The sequence below is a fragment of the Bacillus niameyensis genome (assembly GCF_001375535.1).
GTDB classification, from domain to species: Bacteria; Bacillota; Bacilli; order Bacillales; family Bacillaceae_C; genus Lederbergia; species Lederbergia niameyensis.
Window position 1 is genome coordinate 3,500,987 of record NZ_LN831197.1, and the last position, 21,838, is coordinate 3,522,824.

General features: G+C 38.5%; 14 protein-coding genes and 1 pseudogene. 12 read left to right on the forward strand and 3 right to left on the reverse strand.

Annotation, left to right across the window (positions count from 1 at the left end):
- Positions 1 to 36: 36 nt before the first annotated feature.
- The 3 genes from BN1243_RS16350 (at position 37) to BN1243_RS16360 (ending at position 5,863) form a co-directional block, all read left to right on the forward strand.
- On the forward strand, positions 37 to 2,268 hold the full coding sequence (locus tag BN1243_RS16350; RefSeq protein WP_062108577.1) for an N-acetylmuramoyl-L-alanine amidase: 2,232 nt from the start codon (positions 37 to 39) through the stop codon (positions 2,266 to 2,268).
- 346 nt (positions 2,269 to 2,614) lie between these two features.
- The gene (locus BN1243_RS22710; RefSeq protein WP_062108579.1) at positions 2,615 to 5,605 is read left to right on the forward strand and encodes a M14 family zinc carboxypeptidase; all 2,991 of its coding nucleotides are present in this window, start codon (positions 2,615 to 2,617) and stop codon (positions 5,603 to 5,605) included.
- A 66-nt stretch (positions 5,606 to 5,671) separates the two neighbouring features.
- Entirely contained in the window at positions 5,672 to 5,863 is a 192-nt protein-coding gene (locus BN1243_RS16360) for a hypothetical protein (protein WP_062108581.1), read from the forward strand.
- Between the two features lie 391 nt (positions 5,864 to 6,254).
- On the opposite strand, the gene BN1243_RS16365 is transcribed toward BN1243_RS16360, so the two are convergent.
- A complete protein-coding gene (locus BN1243_RS16365; protein WP_062108583.1) occupies positions 6,255 to 7,238 on the reverse strand; it encodes a hypothetical protein in 984 nt (327 codons plus the stop codon).
- Positions 7,239 to 7,377: 139 nt separating this feature from the next.
- Between BN1243_RS16365 and BN1243_RS16370 the strand changes: the two genes are divergently transcribed.
- From BN1243_RS16370 to BN1243_RS16410, 8 genes and pseudogenes are all read left to right on the forward strand, one after another.
- Positions 7,378 to 7,719 carry a triple tyrosine motif-containing protein gene (locus BN1243_RS16370; protein ID WP_062108585.1) on the forward strand — a complete coding sequence of 114 codons (342 nt, stop codon included), beginning with the start codon at positions 7,378 to 7,380 and terminating at the stop codon, positions 7,717 to 7,719.
- Between the two features lie 163 nt (positions 7,720 to 7,882).
- Positions 7,883 to 9,559, forward strand: a pseudogene (locus tag BN1243_RS16375) (IS1182 family transposase).
- Between the two features lie 169 nt (positions 9,560 to 9,728).
- Positions 9,729 to 10,418, forward strand: a complete 690-nt coding sequence (locus BN1243_RS16380) for an IspD/TarI family cytidylyltransferase (protein WP_069201794.1) — start codon at positions 9,729 to 9,731, stop codon at positions 10,416 to 10,418.
- Positions 10,418 to 11,158: an SDR family oxidoreductase gene (locus BN1243_RS16385; protein WP_062108587.1), complete on the forward strand. Its 741-nt coding sequence runs from the start codon at positions 10,418 to 10,420 to the stop codon at positions 11,156 to 11,158. The genes BN1243_RS16380 and BN1243_RS16385 overlap by 1 nt, the downstream gene beginning before the upstream one ends.
- A gap of 29 nt (positions 11,159 to 11,187) precedes the next feature.
- On the forward strand, positions 11,188 to 12,510 hold the full coding sequence (locus tag BN1243_RS16390; protein WP_062108589.1) for a CDP-glycerol glycerophosphotransferase family protein: 1,323 nt from the start codon (positions 11,188 to 11,190) through the stop codon (positions 12,508 to 12,510).
- Positions 12,511 to 12,526: 16 nt separating this feature from the next.
- The gene (locus BN1243_RS16395) at positions 12,527 to 13,717 is read left to right on the forward strand and encodes a CDP-glycerol glycerophosphotransferase family protein (protein WP_062108591.1); all 1,191 of its coding nucleotides are present in this window, start codon (positions 12,527 to 12,529) and stop codon (positions 13,715 to 13,717) included.
- 256 nt (positions 13,718 to 13,973) lie between these two features.
- Positions 13,974 to 14,849, forward strand: coding sequence for a UTP--glucose-1-phosphate uridylyltransferase GalU (galU, locus tag BN1243_RS16400; RefSeq protein WP_062108593.1), 876 nt, complete (start codon positions 13,974 to 13,976; stop codon positions 14,847 to 14,849).
- 583 nt (positions 14,850 to 15,432) lie between these two features.
- Positions 15,433 to 19,023 carry a CDP-glycerol glycerophosphotransferase family protein gene (locus tag BN1243_RS16410; RefSeq protein WP_062108600.1) on the forward strand — a complete coding sequence of 1,197 codons (3,591 nt, stop codon included), beginning with the start codon at positions 15,433 to 15,435 and terminating at the stop codon, positions 19,021 to 19,023.
- Positions 19,024 to 19,393: 370 nt separating this feature from the next.
- Here BN1243_RS16410 and BN1243_RS16415 read toward each other — a convergent pair whose 3' ends face one another.
- Entirely contained in the window at positions 19,394 to 19,669 is a 276-nt protein-coding gene (locus BN1243_RS16415) for a type II toxin-antitoxin system Phd/YefM family antitoxin (protein WP_062108602.1), read from the reverse strand.
- A 113-nt stretch (positions 19,670 to 19,782) separates the two neighbouring features.
- Positions 19,783 to 20,148 carry an AbrB/MazE/SpoVT family DNA-binding domain-containing protein gene (locus tag BN1243_RS16420; RefSeq protein WP_062108603.1) on the reverse strand — a complete coding sequence of 122 codons (366 nt, stop codon included), beginning with the start codon at positions 20,146 to 20,148 and terminating at the stop codon, positions 19,783 to 19,785.
- A 240-nt stretch (positions 20,149 to 20,388) separates the two neighbouring features.
- On the opposite strand from BN1243_RS16420, the gene BN1243_RS16425 reads away from it, so the two are divergent.
- A complete protein-coding gene (locus BN1243_RS16425) occupies positions 20,389 to 21,354 on the forward strand; it encodes a nuclease-related domain-containing protein (RefSeq protein WP_062108604.1) in 966 nt (321 codons plus the stop codon).
- The last annotated feature ends 484 nt before the right edge of the window (positions 21,355 to 21,838 follow it).

Sequence of the window (21,838 nt, forward strand, 5' to 3'; positions counted from 1 at the left end):
GGCCATTTTTATGTCTATTAATAAATGGAGGAGAAAATGAGACAAACTAGCAAGATTCTAATCTACCTTGTTCTATTTACACTATCTTTACAGCTGTTACCCCACGGAGTTGCAGCAGAGAATGAGATGGATTTTCACCAAGATGATCATATCTCAGCTTTTATTTATTCAAAGAATTCGGAAGACTTCATCCCGCTTTATGAGGATGAGACTGCCACAGTTGTCCTGGGTGAGCTGCTAGATGGGACAGAGGTTAAAGTACTCGAAACGATGGATGATGTATCATTTATTGAATATACTTCTGACGATTCCAATTTGAAAGGATTCGTACCTTCAGCAAATGTTGTTTTGGCTTCAGAAAAGGATGACTTTTTGAAGGAGCGAGAAGCAGCTGCTCAGGAACAAGTTTCCGAGAACGAAGAAGGAGACACTTTAGCAGTAGATGTTGACAATGAGGGGCAAATAGAAGAATTGCCTGAGGTAGAAGGCGAAATGATCCCGATTGAGGAAGATCAGGATTCTAAAATAGAGGAAGAAATCTCTAAAAAGGAAGAAACCGAGGAAACTACGGAGATTTCTCAAGCCGAGCCATCTTCTGATCAGAACGCAATCCTTCAGCATAAGGCTGAGCCAAAAAAGCAAGTAAGAATGATGGCGCCTGTGTCAGCCAATCTACCGACTTTACAAGGTGTTGCTTTACAAGAGATAACTCATGTTTATGTAAAAGCTTCTACAACATCTAGTCATTTAAAATCATATCCACAAGGGCAGATTTTAAAGTTTCGCCCATACTCGGCAGATTGGTATGAAGCAACTGTATATATTGCCGGTAAAAAACAAATTGGCTATATAAATGCTAAAGATGTTGATGTGATTAAAGCTGAACAGGAAAGGTTAAACGGCTTCGCTTTGAAGCAACCTGTTTCAGTTTATTCAGCTCCTACGCAGAATGGGCAAATCTTAAAATCCTATAATCAGGGACAAGCTTTAATTTATCAATCTTTTTCATCACAATGGTATAAAGCAACAGTGATCTTGAATGGAAAAGCTAGAACAGGTTATATAGCTGCTTCCGATGTTGGAGAAGAACGTCCAATTGTCCAACAAGTGATCAAAGGGGTAGCTTTGAGCAGTCCAACCGAAGTGTATGAGTCGCCATCGACACAATCAAAAAGCTTAAAAGCATATTCCAAAGGTCATATTTTACAATACCGTACTTATAATTCTCAGTGGCATATAGCGACTGTTTATGTGAGTGGCCAGGCACATACTGGGTATATTGCTGTGAAGGATGTTGAAACAGTCAACACATCTACGACAGTCTTAAAGGGAATTGCAGCTAAGTCGTCCATTCCTGTGTACCCCACGGCTTCTACCAATGCTAAAGTATGGAAAACTTATAACGAAGGCCATGAATTGAAGTATCGACCATTTACGTCTGAGTGGTATGAAGCAACGGTCTATGTCAATGGCAAAGCGCAGAAAGGTTATATCCATGCTAATGATGTAGAGGAGATCGTTCAGAAACAAGAATCTCTAAAGGGGATTGCCGCTCACGGTCGAGTAAAAGTATATACGAATGCTTCTAAAAATTCGAAGGCTTTGAAGCAATATTCTTATGGACATGGATTAGTATATCGGTCTTACACAAAAAATTGGTATGAAGCGACTGTCTATGTAAACGGAATTCGGAAATCTGGTTATATTCATAATTCAGATGTCATGGATGTTTCAGGCAAACTAATTGTCGTTGATGCTGGACATGGAGGACATGATCCAGGAGCGAAGACAAGTCAGTTGCTTGAGAAAGATTTGACGTTAGATCTTGCTAAACGCACGAGAAGTGAGCTAGAAAAGAAAGGCTTCACTGTCATCATGACAAGATCTGACGATGTATATATTACTCTGGATGGAAGATCCCAGATTGCAAATGATTCAAAAGCCAACTTATTTGTCAGTATTCACATTAACAGCTTTAATGGGAGTGCTAAAGGAATAGAAACATTTTGGCATGGAAAATACGAGAAACAGAAGAGCCGATTATTGGCTGAACTGTTGCAAGATCGAATTGTTCAAGCGATGGAAAGCCCTTATCGCCGAGTAGAAGAGCAGAGTTTCCATGTGATCCGCGAGACGAAAATTCCGAGTGCGCTAGTAGAGGTTGGGTTCATCGATCATCCCGAGGATGCTGCAAAGTTAAAACAAGCAACATATAGACAACGGGTGGCAGAAGGGATTACGAATGGTGTCATAGACTATTTTAAATAATAGAGAGAAAATCCTGCATCATTGTATGCGGGATTTTTTAACTTTCTTCCTAAGTAAAAAATTATCTTCGAAACGTAAAAGATTTTCTGCTAATCTCGCGTAATTATACTCAAATCTAAAAAATTAATATTAAACTTAAAAAAATAACACGTAAGCTTAAAAAATAATAGATCTAAAGGATTTGTCCGTTGAATATTTAATTAGATTTCCCATGGTAGCTAATGCTAAATACCCATAAAGTGGTATAATAAGGAAGAAAGTGCTGTCACTTTTCCTGTTATTATGTAGAATAATAGATAGGGAGAACGTTGCTCACATTCTAGATTTCCCCGATTGACGGGGAGTGTTGGAGGGGATAAAAATAAAAGGGTTAAAAGTTAGTATTTACGTAATGATTGCTGTATTGTTCTTTCAACTCATTCCATCTTACGTTGCAGCGACAGAATCAAGCGATAGTTCGCAGCAGGAGACAAATACATGGTTTGTATTTGCGGAGTCTCCTGAACAAACGGTTGACTTGTTCGAAGAAGAAAATGCTGAACAATGGTTGGCTACCATTCCTGATGATACAGAAGTTGAGGTATTGGAAGCAGGAGATGAGTATTCTTACATACGGTACACTTCGATAGAAAATGAGCAGGCGACAGAATTAACAGGATATGTTTCTAACGCTTATTTAGTTCAGATAGACGATGCAGAAGCATTTCGTCAACAACGTAATCAAATGAATGAGCAAGAAGAAACGGATCAGCCTGCATCTGAAAAACATGGTGAAGAAACCAATCTTAATGAAGGCCCATCCACTCAAATTGAGGATGAAGAGGAAAAGCTAGATAAAGAGAAACAGCCAGATTCGGCCAAAGTTGTTGAGAAAAAATCTACTTCAGAAAAAGTGAATACTCTGTCTTCAGGGCAAGATGATCCAGTAACTGAAGAACAGGAAGTATTACAAGGTGTTGCAATGCAACAACCTACGACAGTATATACGGAACTGTCTACGAAATCCAAAACTTTAAAATCATATCGCCAAGGTCATGTACTTAAATTCCAAGCATATGATGACAATTGGTTTCAAGCTACGGTTTATATGAATGGTGAACCACAGACAGGATTTATTTCAAATAAAGATGTGAAATTAATTGCCGGGCAGGAACAATTGGAAGGTTTAGCACTAAAGCAGCCTATCAACGTATATGATGCTCTTGACCGTCAAGCAAATGTTCTTAAAAAATATAAATATGGTCAACTTTTAAAATACCGAACTTTAACAGAAGATTGGTATCAAGCGACTGTAATCATTAATGGTAAAGCTCAGTCCGGATTCATCACAGTGGATGATGTTGGTGATGAGGCTCCAGTTGCTCAAGGGATTGCTCTTAATAAAACAAACATTTATGAACAAACGGCTAAAGGTTCAAAAGTATTAAAAGCGTATGATAAGGGTCAAGTTTTAAAATATCGTGCATTTAATGGGGATTGGTATGAAGCGACTGTATATATAAACGGGACCGCAAAAACAGGCTATATTCATAAAAGTGATGTAGAAACTGCTGTTTTCGACGAGGAGATTGTACAAGGGATTGCTGTAAAAGCATCTACACCTGTTTATTCAGCTGCTTCAACAAACTCCGCACCTTTGAAATCATATCAGCAAGGCAGCATTTTAAAATATAAAACATTTACATCTGGCTGGTATAAGGCGACCGTTATGGTCAACGGAAAAGCGAAAACAGGTTATATTGCAAAAGCAGATGTTGGAAGTAAAAATGCTACTTTAACAGGCTACGCACAAGCTAACAAGACAAAGGTGTATCAGGGTCCTTCCAAAAGTGCTAAAACGTGGAAGAGTTATGGAAAAGGATCAATTTTAAAGTATAAATACTATAATTCTAGTTGGTTCCAAGTGACGGTCATTGTGAATGGAAAAAAACAAACGGGGTATATTCATACGAAAGATGTTGGCGGCAATGCTCCGTTAGTTAGAGGCTTTGCCTATTCAAATCCAACACGCGTCTATAGCGACACTTCGAAAAGTGCAAGTGTGTGGAAGACATATCCTATAGGGCAATCCATTCAATACAGACCATACAACAATGAGTGGTACAAGGTAACTGTATATGTGAATGGCAAAGCTCAAACAGGGTATATCCATGCAAAAGATGCTGGGACAACAGCGCCCCTTATCAAAGGTTTTGCTTATGGAAGCCCAACAAATATCTATAGTAGTACAGCAAAGAGTTCTAAAGTACTGAAAAATTATGCAAGAGGCAGTGCGTTGCAATATCGTCCACATAATAGTGATTGGTATAAGGCAACTGTATATGTTAATGGAAAAGCACGAACTGGTTACATTCATAAAAATGATGTTGGACTAAGTAAGCCAAAGCCAATTGGAAATACGAATATTGTGAACCCGAATCGTGTTTATACCTATAATCATATGGTTCAAGACATTAAAGCTTTACAACGTGCCTATCCAGATTTAATTACGTATCATTCCATTGGTAAGTCTGAATATGGCCGTGATATTTATGCTATCTCCATTGGAAAAGGGAAGCCAACGGCATTTATTAATGGTTCCCACCATGGTCGTGAATGGTTGACGACCAACTTAAATATGTACATGGTGGAGCAATATGCGAAAGCCTATTATAAAAAGCAAAAGATTCAAGGCTATGATACTTATAATCTATTAAATAAAACAACGCTCTGGTTTGTACCAATGGTGAATCCAGATGGTGTCACTCTCCAACAGGAAGGGCTAAAGGCTTTTCCAAAAAGCGTTCACGCTTCCTTAATTAAAATGAACGAAGGAAGTACGAACTTTAAACGTTGGAAGGCAAACGGAAAAGGCGTTGACTTAAATCGTCAATATGATGCAGGATGGAAAACAATCCGTAATAACGCAAAAGGGCCAAGTTATGCCAACTTTAAAGGATATAGTCCTGCAAGTGCATCTGAAATCAAAGCAATATTAAAATTCGAAGCAAAAATCGATCCGGAAATTGCGGTAGCTTATCATTCTAGTGGAAAAATACTCTATTGGAATTACTTACAAACTGGAGCGGATTATGGCCGCGACCTTGCATTAGCACAAGTGATTAGCAAAATGACAGGCTACAGTCTCTATAAACCTGTGGGCATTCCTTCAGGAGGTGGCTATACAGATTGGTTTATTCAAGCCCATAAACGTCCTGGTTTTACTCCTGAAATTTCAAAGTGGGTAAATCAAACTAATCCGCCATTGTCTGAATTTCCAGGTGCTTGGAGAGAGAATCAAGCAGTAGGGTTGTATGTTGCGCAAGAAAGCGCAAAGTTGTATGCGAAAAGGAAATAAGGTTAAGGACTATCTGACACTAAGCTGTTGGGTAGTCCTTTTTGTGAGAATAAAGGAAGAAGCGAAATGGAAAGATTGGTCAGAATTGAAATCTTGCTTCCAGCGATTGCATTAGTGTTCCACCCCCGGCAGTTGTTTCAGTGGGAAAAGGCTGAAGCTGTTACCCAACAAATGAAGGGAGTAGCACTTAAGATTCCAATGGATAAAGCTCAAAGTTTCATTACTTTGCAGTCGTATAAACAGGGGCAAGTTCTCTAGTTTAAGCCTAGTAGTTTCTCGGGAATATTCAGTCTTCGTTAACATCCGGACTTCCATTCAATATATAACCTGCTACTGCTTGCCAGCAATAATAACCCTAAACGGTAATACTAGTGAATTTTCAGTTTTAACCTGTTTTAGCATTATGCTATTATTAATCCGAACATGGACTTACCTTGTATCCACAATCTTTGTGTGTAATGCTCCATTTGAGCCTTCTGTAAACTCAAAGACCTCTGACCAAACAGTTTATGTTGGGTGCAGGTCCATCTATTGCTTTTATTAGATAACTATTAATATCTGCCATTATATCCCTCCCTAATAGATTATTGACCAAAAGAAAAAGAACGCCTTTTATGACGTTCTCTTCACTAATATTTTTTAGGTATTATTATTGTATTACCTTCAATATATTTTCCTTTAACAATGACGGAAAGTGTTGAACTAACTCATCATGTTTTTCATAATCTCCTAAATCTAAACTAATATTTTTTAAATTTAGCTCTTTTGTGAATTCCATAAAAGGTAGCACATGATTTTTATAATGCGGTTCACCTTTACCTACATGAATCATTACATTTGGTTCGTGTTCACTTTCTTTAACAGCATCAAACAACACTGAATTTAACCACTTAATATTTTCTTCAGTGAGATCTCCAGCTAAATACTTAAAAATGGGCCTTAAAATGGAGTTGGGTTTATCCACGTCCAGCCTACCAGCTGATAAATAATCGCCTAAAAGCGTTTGGGGACCACCTACTATTGCACCCCCGTATTTACCTCTATATGTAAAATATAAGGAAGCAAATCCTCCTTTACTAGAACCAATACAGAGTACATTTTCTTTCCTAATCCCTCGAGAAATTCTTACATCTTCAATTAGTTTTAACACATTATCAGCTATTGAAAATGTTTTGTTTGGCCCTAGATAATAGGATGTTCGTGTATCTTGATCCGATCCATAATCATCCTTTATATAGAGACGATTAACTTTTACGTCTTTTAGAGATCTGATATAATTATAACCTGGAGTTCTACTAATGCCTTGGAATCCAACAATTAAGTAGTCGCTTGATTCAACAGGATAAAACAAATATTTAATGCCTTTGGTAGTCAGTTTCTCTACTCTAAGTGCTTTATATTTTACTTTATCTGTCCACTTTTTATTTACCTTAACTTGATATTTATATGTGTATCTTATATGACTTTCTAATTGGGATACTGGCAGCTCACATTTATCCTTAGCTTTTATAACTATCAAATGAGAGAATTCCTTTTTAATTTCATTATAAATAACTAATCTTACATCTTCGTCAATGCCAAACTCCTTATAAGGTTCAAAGGTTAGCACCTGTTCTTTTGCTTCGTTAATCATAAACATCCTCCCCACAATAAAAAATACATCACACCAATTGATATAGTAAACACTACTAAGTTACCATTTTAGTATAAAAAAAGAAAATTTATGAGCATACGTGTTATAATGCGTTATATAAAATTTAGGAGGAATTTTTGTGAAGAAAATAATAGTCCTAATTATTGCTAGCCTTTTTGTTATAGCAACTGGATGCAGTCCCGCTAACACTTCGAAAAGCGAACCTGAAATTTTAGATCTCACAATTGAAATAGTAGACGACTCTAATTTTAACGTTGTTACTACTGCAGAAGGAGATCAATTAAGGTATGCATATTACGTATTTAAAGACAATGAGGTTCTCGAAAAATTTGCATACGGAAAAGATGCTCACTTTTCTTACTCCGCTAAAGAACCAGGTTTGTATAAGGTAAGGTCCTACATAAAAGATAAAGACGGAAAAATAGTTCGTAAAGATACGAAAGAAGTCGAGATCGAATAATATATTGGAGGCTGGGACAAACCCTCTCTCTGAGATGAAAAAGCCGGTGAAATTTTACGACGAGTAAAATTTCACCGGCTTTAATTATTTTCGAATAAACATAAGGACCACTTCTGATAAAATAAAGTTACCACACCAAATCTTATCGGAAAGAAGGGTCCTTATGTTTAAAGATTATAACATGAATCAACTAACTTTGCCTTTGGATTTAGAAGTAAAATTACAAAATAATGACATCGCATTTCATATCTATCATTTGGTTGAAAGCATTCCTCATGAAGCGTTCGAAGCATTTCTTCGAAATGAGGGTTGTCCTGCTTACCACCCACGCATGATGCTTAAAATTATCTTATGCGGCTACACGCAATCTGTCTTCTCGGGGCGCAAAATTGAAGCCTTATTGAAAGACAGTATCCGAATGATGTGGCTGGCTCAAGGGTATGAACCTCCCCCTAGCTACCGCACAATCAATCGATTCCGTGTACAATCAGAAGTGAAAGAGCTAATTCGCTAATGTTTTGTTCAATTCCGCTGTCAGCTTGTGCAAGAAAATATGATTGATCAAGAAGTGATTTTTATTGACGGCACAAAGATTGAAGCGAACGCGAATAAATTTACATTTGTGTGGAAGAAATCTGTAGAGAAATATCATTCCAGCTTAGTAGAGAAATCCAATCAACTTTACGAGGAACTACTTGAAAAGGAAATCATGCCAGAAATCGAACGGGAGAGTGAAGAAGAATTCACACTGGATGAACTCACTCAAGTGGCTCGAAAAGTGGACGAAGTGGTTTCGGTATATGATCAAAAAGTCGAAGAATCACCGGACGCCAAAGAACGAAAAACGTTGAGAAGTGAAAGGAAATTTCCAAAACAGGCACGCAAAACACTAATCGATTTCGTCGTCCGAAAACAGAAGTATCAGAAGGAATTTGAAATATTCGGCACGCGAAATAGTTATTCGAAAACGGATCATGACGCCACATTTATGCGGATGAAAGATGACTATATGAAAAATGGCCAATTGAAAGCACGGTTACAATGTGCAAGTTGCAACCAAAGGTCAATTCGCACGCGCTTATAGTCTATCTCCGAATCCGACAGACACACCTACATTGATCCCTTTCCCAGATGTAATCGAGCAGGACTATTTTGTGAATTACCGAAGCATATTGTCGCAGACGCAGGATACGGTAGTGAACAGAACGATGGTGACTTTCCCTCGAATCGTAAACGAGAGGCTTTAATTACGTACGGATGTACATAAAAGAACAAAAGAGGAAATACCAACAGACCAAGTTCAATTCTGCAATCTGGCAGTATGATCAGGAAAATGATGTGTATACATGTCCGAATCAGCAACGTCTCCTATTCAAATATCACTCTGTCCGCACAGAAAAAAACTGGCTTCACGCGTGAATTTAAGGTATCCGAATGCGAAAACTGTTCAGGACGACCAGTTTCGTTCATCGTGCACGAAAGCGAAAGAAGAAAACCATCGAAAGCTAATGGTGAACGAGAAATGGGAACAACAAAAAGAATATGTAAAAACAAAGCTTTCAGATGAAAAAACGGGTTCCATCTATCGTCAGCGCAAAATTGAGGTAGAACCAGTTTTTGGATTCTTGAAGGCAAGTTTGCGTTTCACTCGATTTTCCGTACGAGGAAAATCGAGGGTTAAAACGAAATGGGCTTTGCGTTAGTAGTGAATTTAAGAAAGTTCACTGCTAACCACTATGATTTATACCCAAAAATAGAGAAAGGGGCGTACTCAAATACTCCTTTCTCATTATTTGAAGCTAGTTATGTCCCAGCCTCTTTCTTTAAAGGATTCGAGTAGATTCGACGCAAATACATGTGAAGTATTATTTTTTGACACATATTTGACAATATTGACAAGTTTTCGCGACTAGTCTAAAATAACTAGTCAGAATATCATGTATTCTTGCGAAATAAATAATAGTATAATAATACCTATAACCCTTAACCTATACAATCAGGAGGTCTTCATGAAAAGATTCTCTCTCATCCTGCTATCCGGCGGGATTGGTAAGCGAATGCAGTTGAACGTTCCGAAACAGTTTTTATTACTAGCGGGGAAGCCCATTTTTATTCATGTGTTGGAAAAGGTGGATGTGATTCCGGAAATTATGGAAATCATTATTCCTTGTCCACCTGAGTTTCTATTGAAAACGGAAGAAATTATTCAAGATTACGGGTTTACAACACCTATCCACTGTATAGAGGGTGGGGAAACGAGACAGGAGTCTGTTTTTAAAGGTTTGCAACATGCAAATTATGATCAAGCAGTTATACATGAAGCGGTTCGACCTTTTGTTTCAAGGGAAGAATTTTCTAGGTTAATTCATGCAGAATGTGAAAGCGCCATCTATGGGTTGGATATTCCCTTTACTGTATTACAAGGAAAAGAAATAGTTGAAGGGAACCTGCAGCGTGATCAGCTCGTTAATGTTCAATTACCACACAAGTTCCCAAAGCAGAGACTTTTGTATGCTCATGAATGCGCTCGGGAAGATGGGCTTGAGTTTACGGAGGATGCTAGTCTTTACTACCATTATTATAAGTCTTCCATTTCGATTCTAAAAGGAAGCGAATACAATATTAAAATCACGAAACCGATTGATCGTAAGATTGCGGAGGCTATTTATAAAGAAACGATTTTAATGGAGGGTTCATGATGACGAAAACTTGTATTATAACTGGAGCAAGTCGAGGAATTGGACGAGCCATTGCTATATCCTTGAGCGAAAGAGCTGACATTACGAACTTTGTTTTGATCTCGAGAACAGAAGCGGGATTAAAGGAAACTATAAAACTAATGAAACCGGGAAAAAAGGTTGAAAGTTATGCGATCGATTTAACAGATTACGATGTTGCAAGAGATGTCGTTCAAAGTATTGGGACACGCTTTGGGACGATCGATATGCTTATTAATGTTGCGGGGTACGCGAATCCAAAGTCACTTCTTGAGACATCTGTTGAAGATTGGGAAAAAACATATCAAATCAATGTCCATTCTATTTTTAATATGACGAAAGAAACAGTTAAGTTCATGAAAAGAACAGGCGGTCAAATTTTAAATGTGGCATCTACTGCGGGGAGTACAGCACGCCCAGGCTGGCTTGCCTATGCTTCTTCAAAAGCAGCGATTATCAATATGTCTCAGACATTGTCTGAAGAATTATCAGAATACGGAATTCTCGTTTATTGCATCTCACCTGGAAGATGTGCGACAGAACTAAGGAAAGTATTGGCTCCTGATGAAGATCCAACGACAATTATGCAACCGGAACATGTCGGGGAAGTCGTGAATCGACTTTTATCTGATGATGGTGTCTGTCTCGACGGTCAGAATATAGTTGTGAGAAAGCAAGTAACGAAAACACCGGTCCCGCAGCCGACCGAACAAATTAATTAATAATACTATCAACATATGAGGCGGTAAGCATGAACGGAAAATTAATAGAGATGATCCAAATTATCCTTTTGTTACTTATCTTAATTTCAGTTAATGGAAAACTAATAAAAAAATGCAGGTTGATTGCTAAACGAACATTAGTAGTCACAGTTCACTTTCTTTCAAAACTAGTACCTAAATCTCGTAATCTCGTTGTATTTGGCGGAGAAAATGGTAATGGGTTCAGAGGGAATACGAAATACTTATTTTTAGAGATGGCCAAAAATTCCAATTTGCGTTGTGTCTGGATATCCCGAAGCAATCGGGTCGTTACAGAATTAAACAAACAAGGATATCAGGCTTATAAACATCATTCTCTAAAAGGGATCTACTTCCAACTACGTGCTAAGTTAGTCATCCATTCACATTCGATTAATGATGACTTTAGTAAGTCTTTCTTAGGGGGAGCTATTTCCTACAATACATGGCATGGGGTTGGATTAAAAAAGGTATGGGGAGCGAATAAGAAGACATTCTCGTATAAAATTTTGCATAATCCCAGCTTTTTAAAGCGTTTCTTCGGAACTTTTGTAGTAAAGACGAATCAAGCAAAAACAAACTATATTGTATCGACGAGTGAAGCCGTGTCGTCCTATTACCCAGAGACATTTTTAGTCCCGAAAAAAAATGTGCTTCAACTTGGACAAGTTCGGAACGATGTTTTTTTCAAAGACACTGAAGAAGATTTGGCTATTCCTGAATGGATTCGCAATGAAAAAATTATTATGTACATGCCAACACATCGGAATTTTGGCAAATTGGAAACAGATATTAATTTAGTCTTTGATTTTCAAAAGTTAAATGAGCTGTGCGAGCGGACAGGGTATAAGTTTCTCGTGAAACGTCATATGTATAGTAGTGGCCAGGTGCCGAGTATCTATAAAAATATTATTGATATTAGTGATGAAACGTATGATCCGCAGCTTCTACTAAAATATACTGATGTTTTAGTGACGGATTATTCAAGTTGTTACACAGATTATTTGCTACTAGATAGGCCGGTACTCTTTTACAGTTATGATTTAAGCCTTTATTTGCAGAAATCGAATGAAATGTATTTTAATTATTTTGATGTTACGCCTGGACCAAAGGTAAATGAATTCTCCGAGTTTATTGCAGAATTAGAGCGATCGATGGAGGAGCCTAGTTTATACGCCGAAGATCGAAAACGCGTATTGGACATCTTTTATTCAAAAGAGAACCAGGGTGAGGTCTTACAAAAGCAAGTAGATTATATTTACGAAGAAATTTTAGGGGTTCCTTCTACCAATATAAAGGTCGATCAGAATGTCTCAAAAACTTTAAATATATAGAGAGGTAGGTAAGTGTATGAGTTTTCTCAAGCTAATGCCTACTGTCATTGTGAAATATATGTTAAAAACCTTTCATGGGTTGTTTTGTTTATTCTACAAAATCAACCCTGAAAAGGTGACGTTTGCATCCTATAGATCGAATAAATTACAAGATAATCTGGCGTTTGTTCATAAGGAAATGCTGGAAAAATATCCGCAATACAAGCCTTATTATCTGTTTAAGAAATTCGATAGCTCACTAAAGGGGAAAGTGAGTTATATTTTCCATATGATTCATGCGTGTTACCAAATCGCAACTTCCCGTTATTTTATTATTGATGATTTCTATTTTCCTATTTATGTGATTAAGCCTCGTAAAGGTGTTGAGATTGTTCAGCTCTGGCACAGTGCAGGTGCATTTAAAAAATTTGGTTTAAGTACAGTGGATAAACCTTTTGGTCCAAGCCGTGATTATTTAAAACATGTTGCGATTCACGGAAACTATTCAAAGGCCTATGTTAGTTCTAGTGAAGTCATTCCCTTTTTTGCCGAAGCTTTCAATATGCCGGAGGAGAAAATTTATCCATTGGGTGTTCCAAGAACGGATTACTTTTATTCGAAGGATGTGATTGCGAATTTGCGAGCGGACTTCTTCGCAGCATTTCCAGAGTTAAAAGGAAAGAAGATCTTGCTTTATGCACCGACTTTTCGAGGGAAAAGTCATTACCAAGATGAATTTGAATTACCATTCGATGTGAATAAAATGGCTGAGCAACTTGGAGAGAATTATGCACTTCTCATCCATTTACACCCTTATATGCAAGCAACAGATCTGAAATTGGGTGCGAATCGCTTTGCTGTGCACATTAAAGATGCTTTTGTTATTGAGGAACTTTTAGCCGTCTCCGATCTACTAATCACGGATTATTCCACTGTTTTCTTTGACTATAGCTTGCTCGGGCGACCGATTATTTTTTACCCGTATGATCTCGAAGATTATATTCGGAGTCGGGATTTCTATTATTCCTATGAAGACCTGATCCCTGGCCCAATGGTGACGGATACGGATTCACTCATTCATTTGATTAAGGAAAGGGCGTATAGTACGAAAGAGGTATCAGAGTTTCGTGAAAGATTTTTTGATCATCATGATGGGCGGGCTGCGGAAAGAATCGCCCATCATATATTTGGCGGAACTGCAGACCAAACTAAAGGAAAGAAGCTCTGATGTTAGGGCTTCTTTTTTGTGCGGATTTCGAGTTGTGTTAGGTATCTTGAGAATTAATCAAACGTTTGATTAATAGCGTTTAGATGGATAAATGAGACATTAAGCAGGTAAAAAGGCAATAAAGTAGAAAGAAATAGCTATGTGGGCAGTCTTTACTCGAAGTACAAAAAAATTCGACAAACTTCGGGGCGTGCCTGTCACCACCCGAATAATTCCCCACATTATGGAAATACTTTTATATGGAGGTTGACGTTTTATGAAGAAGGTAAGGAAAGCAATCATTCCAGCAGCTGGGTTGGGAACGAGGTTTTTGCCAGCTACGAAAGCAATGCCGAAAGAAATGTTGCCGATCGTTGATAAACCGACGATTCAATACATAATTGAAGAAGCTGTTGCGGCTGGAATTGAAGATATTATGATTGTGACTGGTAAAGGGAAGCGTGCTATTGAAGATCACTTTGATGATGCTTTAGAGCTAGAACAGAATCTTGAGAGCAAGCAGAAATATGATTTGCTCGAGAAGGTGCGCCATCCGTCTAATTTAGCCAACATTTACTATGTTCGACAAAAGCAGCCGCAAGGGTTAGGTCATGCGGTTTGGTGTACGCGCCGATTTGTTGGTAATGAGCCATTTGCCATTCTATTGGGAGATGACATCGTCCAGAGTGAAGTTCCTTGTATTGGTCAACTGATCCAACAATATGAAAAAAATGAATCCTCCGTCATTGGTGTTTTGCAAGTACCTGAACAAGAAACGCATCGCTACGGCATCATCGATCCTTTGGAGCAAAAAGGGCGTTGCTACGAAGTGAGTAACTTCGTCGAAAAACCTGAACGTGGTACAGCGCCATCTAATTTAGCTATCATTGGGCGCTACGTCCTAACACCAGAAATCTTTGACTTATTGGAAAAACAAGAGGTCGGAGCAGGTGGAGAAATTCAATTAACAGATGCCATCCAAAAGTTAAACGAAATCCAAAAAGTCTATGCCTATGAATTTGAAGGCTGCCGCTATGACGTGGGTGAGAAACTTGGCTTCGTCAAAACGACCATCGAATTTGCCTTGCAGCAAGATGATCTTCGGCAGGACGTAATGGAATATATGGAAGAATTGTTAGGGAAATACAGGTAGTTAGAGTGCTGCGATTGGCTGTGGAAAGGATGATCTTTCGAGAACGGGGGATAATCTTTTGAATTTGGGGTGGAATTTATTAAGAATCGGGCGGAATTTTTCGAGTTCGGGGATAATCTTTTGACTTTGGGCTGGAATTTTTAAGATTCGAGTAGAATTTTTCAAGTTCGGAGATAATTTTTTGACTTTGGGCTGGAATTTTTTAAGATTCGAGCGGAATTTTTCGAGTTCGGAGATAATTTTTTGACTTTGGGCTGGAATTTTTAAGATTCGAGCGGAATTTTTCGAGTCTGGGAGATAATTTTTCAACTTTGGAGGGAATCTTTTTGAGAACCTGAATAATTTATTGACTTCGCTCGATATTTTTTCAAATTCTGCATCAGGCGGATGAATTCTGAAATTAGAGCCGAATCAGGGGGGATTTTATCACCCTTAGATTGGAATCTTTTAAATCTCTGTATAATTTATTGACTTTGAGAGATAATCTTTCAAGTTTCGGATTAATCTCTCAAGTTTTGCAATTAATTTTTCGACATGGCCCGATAATCTTTCGAGTTCATAAAACTGAAAGGAGTTGCTCACGATGAACAAGAAAGTGCTGAAGCGAAGAATCAACTATATCTTCAATCCGATTACAGATTATATTTTAAAGGAACGGAATCGACGGGTTAACCAGTATGCGGATTTCTATGAACGGCTTCCGATCCGAAAGAGAACGATTTTATATGAGAGTCGTGATGGGAATAGTATGACGGATAGTCCGTATGCGATGTTTCGCTATATGCTGGAGCATCCTGATTTCCAAGGCTACACGCATATTTGGTCGATACAGGATTTTGATGCACTTGAGCTTGTGATCCGCCAATACAAGGGTCATCCGCATGTAAAGTTTGTCCGCCGCAACTCCCGGGAGTATCTTCGATTTTTGGCATCATGTGAATACTTAATTAATAACTCCACCTTTCAATCCTTTTATATTCCAAAAAAAGAGCAAATTTATATTAACACTTGGCATGGGACACCGTTGAAGCATATGGGGTTCGATATTCCAGGGGACCCTTCTCATTCGCAAAACGTCCTGAGAAATTTCCTGAGCACGGACTATATGCTAAGCCCGAACTCACACACAACAAAAATCTTCACAGATAGCTATAAACTCAACGGCCTCTACGAAGGAAAGATTATTGAAGAAGGCTACCCGCGGATTGATTTGACTTTGAATACCGATCCGAAAACAATTCAAAATCAGTTAACTTCACACGGATTAAAAATCGATCCAAACAAGCAAAACATTTTATATGCGCCCACTTGGAAGGGGACGGACGTATCTAAAGTGAATAACGATGTACTGCAAATTAGCGCGGACATTGCCGAGCTGGAAAAGCGGATAGGAGATCAGTACAATCTGCTGCTCAAAGTTCATCCATTTCTTTATAAGGAAGCCACTAAATATGGAGATATTCATGACCGCCTTATTCCAGACTATATCGATACGAATGAACTGCTTTCTGCCATTGACCTACTTATAACGGATTACTCTAGCATTTTCTTTGATTTTCTTGTCACAAACAAGCCGATTCTCTTCTACACATGGGATTTGGATGTGTATAACGAGCAACGGGGTCAGTATTTGCCTAATAGCGAACTGCCAGGACCTTTGCTTTTTAATGTAAACGAGTTAGCAAACGCGATCGAGCGAATCAATGAAGTTCAAGCAACCTACAAGGAAAAATATGAATCAATGCAAAAGCGATTCACGGCTCATGACGACGGTAATGTGACGGAACGGGTCATCCAATATCTGTTTAACAAATCCGATGAGAAGTTGAATGTGATCGGAAATCTAGCATCGAAGAAAAGGAAAATCCTTATTTATCCAGGAGGTATGCGCAATAACGGGATTACGTCTTCTTTTCTCAACTTAATGAACAATATTGATCATGAGCAATATGATGTCACTTGTTTTACGGCGACTCCACATTCTGCAGAGTCCCTTCAAAACCTTGCGAAGCTTAATAAAAATGTACGCATGCTGTTTAAACCGGGATTGCCTGCATTAAAGTTTTTTGAGCTTTATAAAGATAAGTTTATTCATAATCGTGGGAAACGCGGACGCTTAGGGGATATGTTATTTCCTGAAGAAGCCTATGTCCGGGAGCATCGTCGCTTGTTTGGTAAAACGAATTTTGATTGTGTGATTGACTTTAGTGGTTACAGTCTTTATTGGGCGAAATTTTTACTTGCAGCAGATGCGAAACGAAAAATCTGCTTTATGCATAATGATTTGCTTTCAGATAGTGAAAAAGTCATCAATGGAAAAAGACCGCACCGCATCAATTTGCGAGGACTTTTCAGTGTTTACAACCAATTCGATAAGCTTGTCAGTGTGTCAAAAGGGACAATGGAATTGAATCGGAAGAATTTATCGCAATATGCGCCCCTTGATAAATTTGATTATGTATTGAATTCGATTAATCCTGAGAAGATTTTGCAGGTGGAAGAGATCGTGATGGCGGAAACCGAGCAAGACGCGTTTTCTGTAGAAAATTTTAAAGCGCGGGCGGTCATAAAAGACGGAAGTAAAGTTTGGAATACGCTGCCAACGAATGAAGAGGCGACAACGTTTTCGGTGAATCAGAACTTGGAAGTGATGATTACAAGGAAGGCTGTTTCCCAAACTCACTCGCATTATAAGTTGAACCATAATCATCAAGTCCTCGGTTGGATTGAGAGTAAAGCTGTAGAGTTGCTTCCAGACAGCATTATAAATGAACAAAATGTCGATAAAATCGCAAGGCTCGCGCGTCCGAAGGGAAATCAGATTTGGACAAAGCCTTATAAAGTGGACGGAGCGAAAAGAGTATCGGCGAGCGGTGATTACAAGGATGTCATTGTTGATGTCGATAAAGAAGTTCAAACCCAGCGCAGTACATATTGCCGAATTTCTGTAAATGGGACAATTCTCGGTTGGATTGATGAAAAGGCGCTGAATATTTATGATAGCTGCACATTGGACGGCAAACAATCGGCTCAGGAAAAAGCGAAAATTGTTCTGAAGCGGAAACTGATTAAAGCCAAATACGAGCGGCAGAAGAAGGATGTTTTGAAAAATCTTCAAAATCGGGCTTTGCGCGAAGTCAAAGTAGTCAAACCTGTTTTTGCTAAAATAGCCAACCCTGAGAAGCTCATCATTTGGACACATGCCTACCCGCATTGGAAAGCCGAACCAATCGCTCCAGCAAAATGGATCGAAGGTGAGATTGTTACGATTCGAGCTGTCATCCAAACGCGAGCAGGAACATCCTATTTATTTTATAAAGATCATCATAAAATGGGCTGGTTGGATGCAAGTGCTTTTGAAGTGATCAAAAAGCCGACGTTAATCAAGGAGAGAAAGGTTTCAAAGAATGGAGAACTTCAGCTCGGTAAGAATTTTTCCGTCTGGACAAAACCATATGGACTTCAAGGTGCGGAAAGATTGGGTGGATTTCATGATGGACAGGTTGTTCAAGTCGATCAAGAGGCGGTCACGCAAAAGGGAACTTATCTTCATATTACAGCAGATGGTGAATCGCTTGGTTGGGTAAACGAAAAGGCTTTGCTTGTAAAAGAAGTGTTTGGTTTGGAAGTCGGCGGGCAATATATTCCTGAACCAGATCAAGAAAACTTCAACTTTGTTAATATGGGCAGATTGTCACCAGAGAAGGGACAAGACAATCTTATTCAAGCATTTGCTGAATTTCATGCGCAACATCCAAACAGCAAACTGTATATTCTTGGAGAGGGCCCGTTAAAAACAGACCTCCAAACCCAAATCAACAAACTAGGCCTTCGTGATTCCGTCTATCTTCTCGGGCAAGTAGAAAATCCATTCTCTTTCCTGAAAAAATGCGACTGTTTCGTCCTATCATCGCATTACGAAGGACAGCCAATGGTCCTTTTGGAAGCGATGACACTTGGAATGAAAATCATGGCGACGGACATTGTCGCCAACCGCACAGTGCTAGAAGATGGAAAATACGGATTGCTCGTTGAAAATAGTGTCAAAGGCTTAGTTGCCGGCATGCAACAAATGGCTCAGGAAAGCGAAAATTTCCAAACAGCCCCCTTTGATTACAAATACTATAACGAAATGGCGATGGAGACATTTTATCGGCCGTTGGAAGGGGAATAAGAATCCGGCTCTTTATGGAGAGCCGGGTTTTTCTGTTGGGAGATTTTTCGAGCTAGCCCGAAAATCTTTCGACATAACAGGATAATCTTTTGAATTAGGTGAGGAATTTTTTTAGTTAGGAAAGGAATCTTTCAATTTAGCAAGTTAATTTTTCGAGTTTGTCAGTAATCCTTCGAGGTTTAAAGTATCGATCAATTAAAAAACGCGATGCCTGCAGTGAGGTATCGCGTTTTTCTTCCACGTAATAAATCAACATAAAATTATTCGTCTAAAGTTCTTAGTATTTGTATATAATTTCTTGCTCCATGTAAAATCCGATAAAATATAATCAAAAATGTCATTTAAGTCCTCATATGCAGCAGGAAGCAGTTCAACCTTGAATCTTTCCATTAATCTTCTCCTTCAACCTGTTATAAGCATCATCAAGAGAAATAGTGTTTTCTTTAGACAAGCACTGTTCTTCAGCAAGAAAAAGCTTTTCTTTTAAGTCTAAAAGTGCCTCCCTTTTCTGGAAGGCTTCAATACTCATGACGACAAGATCGTCCTCCCCATTTTTCGTAATGTAAATGGGTTCCGCTTTCTCACGGGCAATCTGTGAAATGGAATTATAATCATATCTTAAAGAGGTGGATGGTTTAATAATCACTGTAAAATACCTCCCGTCTCATATAATATCAATATTATACCTTAATTCCGCCATTGAATGTAGATGGGTAAAGAACAATCTTTGGGCGTATACCGATCTTTAGGGGCAATAAGTTATTCATCCTCTTCTTCGTTCTCCAAGGAGTCCAAATAATCATCCAAACTTTCAGAAACCATAGGCAGTTTCATTGTTTCCTTTTTCATATAATCAATGGCTTTAGGAATATTCCTCTTTAACTTTGAGAATTCCTGTATTAACTTCTCACCTGAATATCCTTGTTTTACAAGATCTTTCAAAATGTCTTCGGAAAAATCGATTTCTTCAACAACAGCAGGACGGATTATTATTTCTTGTCCTGTAAACTCCACAATTGCCTCATCGTCTAACTCCAAAGCCTCGTAAAAGTCTTTCGGTATACTGATTTGTCTCTGCTTGGACACTTTAACACGTCTGATTGGTTTACCCTTCATATCAGCCACGACCGATCTCCCCTTTAAAATAAATACACTTTAAAAATTTATTTCTTTATTATTATAACAAAGAATATCGTAAAGTGGGCAATGCCTCCTTCTATGAAGTGAAAACTTCTATTTAAAAATCTTTTTAAATATAGGGAAATATCCCCTCCTCTAGAAGGACTTTTGACAGGGATGCCGAATTGATTATAAAAGCCTCGTTTCCATCCACTCAAAAAAACCTTCAAGGAGAGATCCATCTACATGTTCATAAAAAGATTAACAAAACCCATTGAGTTAGAAGCAACGGAAGCATTGTTTAGAAGGGTACACCCAGATCATCCCTCAAAACCAATGCTTCAAATTGACCTACGAAAGCGAATCTCTGGTTATCAAGGGGAAAAATCCATTGAATATCCGCTAAAGTTCTTAAAAAATCGATACCGAATTTTTCAATCGCTTCGGCTGCCAAACGATGTTGACTCACGTTTTCAAATCGATGCTACACTCGCATCCCAATACTTGATCTTTTTGATATCTGTCAAGAACATTCGGAGTGAGCTGGAAATTAACCACGGAACTGGGCAAATGATCCAAAAGGCGGATGGTCAAGAGTTTGTATACGACGATCCCGACATTCAAATACAGCACCATCTCTTTCAGTTCCGGGATTGGCTACGACGCAATCGATTCCCCAGCACGCCAATTGTTCCACTGATCGTCTTCACTGATCCAACGACCATCCTCCGATTTAACGGAAACGCTGATCATTTCCGCCATTATATCCTTAAAAGTCAACTCCATTTGAAGATTTTCGAATTGGAAAAAGCCTACACGAAGATAGCATTATCTCAACAGGACATTCGACGATTAACCGTTGAATTACTAAAACAGCATAGTGATCCGCATTACCCGATACTTGAACTATACAAAATTCGTCCAGAAGACATATTAACAGGTGTACACTGCCCAAATTGCGGCTTCCTTCCAATGAAAAGAATCTTCGGGAAATGGCTCTGTGTAAAATGTCAGTCCACATCTAGGATGGCACATGCGTCCGCCCTCAAGGATTACGCACTTTTGCTTGGAAACACGATCACAAATGCGCAATGCCGCCGTTTTCTTCACGTAAACACTCCAACCCAAACGACAAATATACTTTCTACCATGAATTTAAAATACATCGGAAAAACAAAAGGCCGAGTTTATTATCTTGACTCTCTCAAATAGAAAAGCAATCGCGAAGCCAAAATGCAGGCTTCGCGATTGCTTTTCTTCCTTTTGAAAAATTGTCATCCAAAGTCGCGAAATTCTCTCACAAAGTTAAAAAATAAAACCTGAAACTTAAAAGAATAATCTCAAAATCAAAAGATTCCTTGCTCGAGTTAAAAGAATCCAACCGAAAGTCGGAAGAATCCCGTCTGCAACCTCGTAAGTAGATGGAACTAAGTTACCCGCGGTCTCAGAAATCCATCTTAAAAAAATATCATCTAAAGTCGCGAAATTCCCTCACACGGTTAAAAAATAAAACCTGAAACTTAAAAGAATAATGCCCAAGTCAAAAGATTTCCCGCACAAGTTAAAAAATCTCATCCGAAAGTCGGAAGAATCCGCTTGCAATATCGTAAGTAGATGGAACTAAGTTACCCGCCGTCCAGAAAACCCAACTTAAAAAATTATCATCCGAAGTCGCGAAATTCCTCCCCAAAGTAAA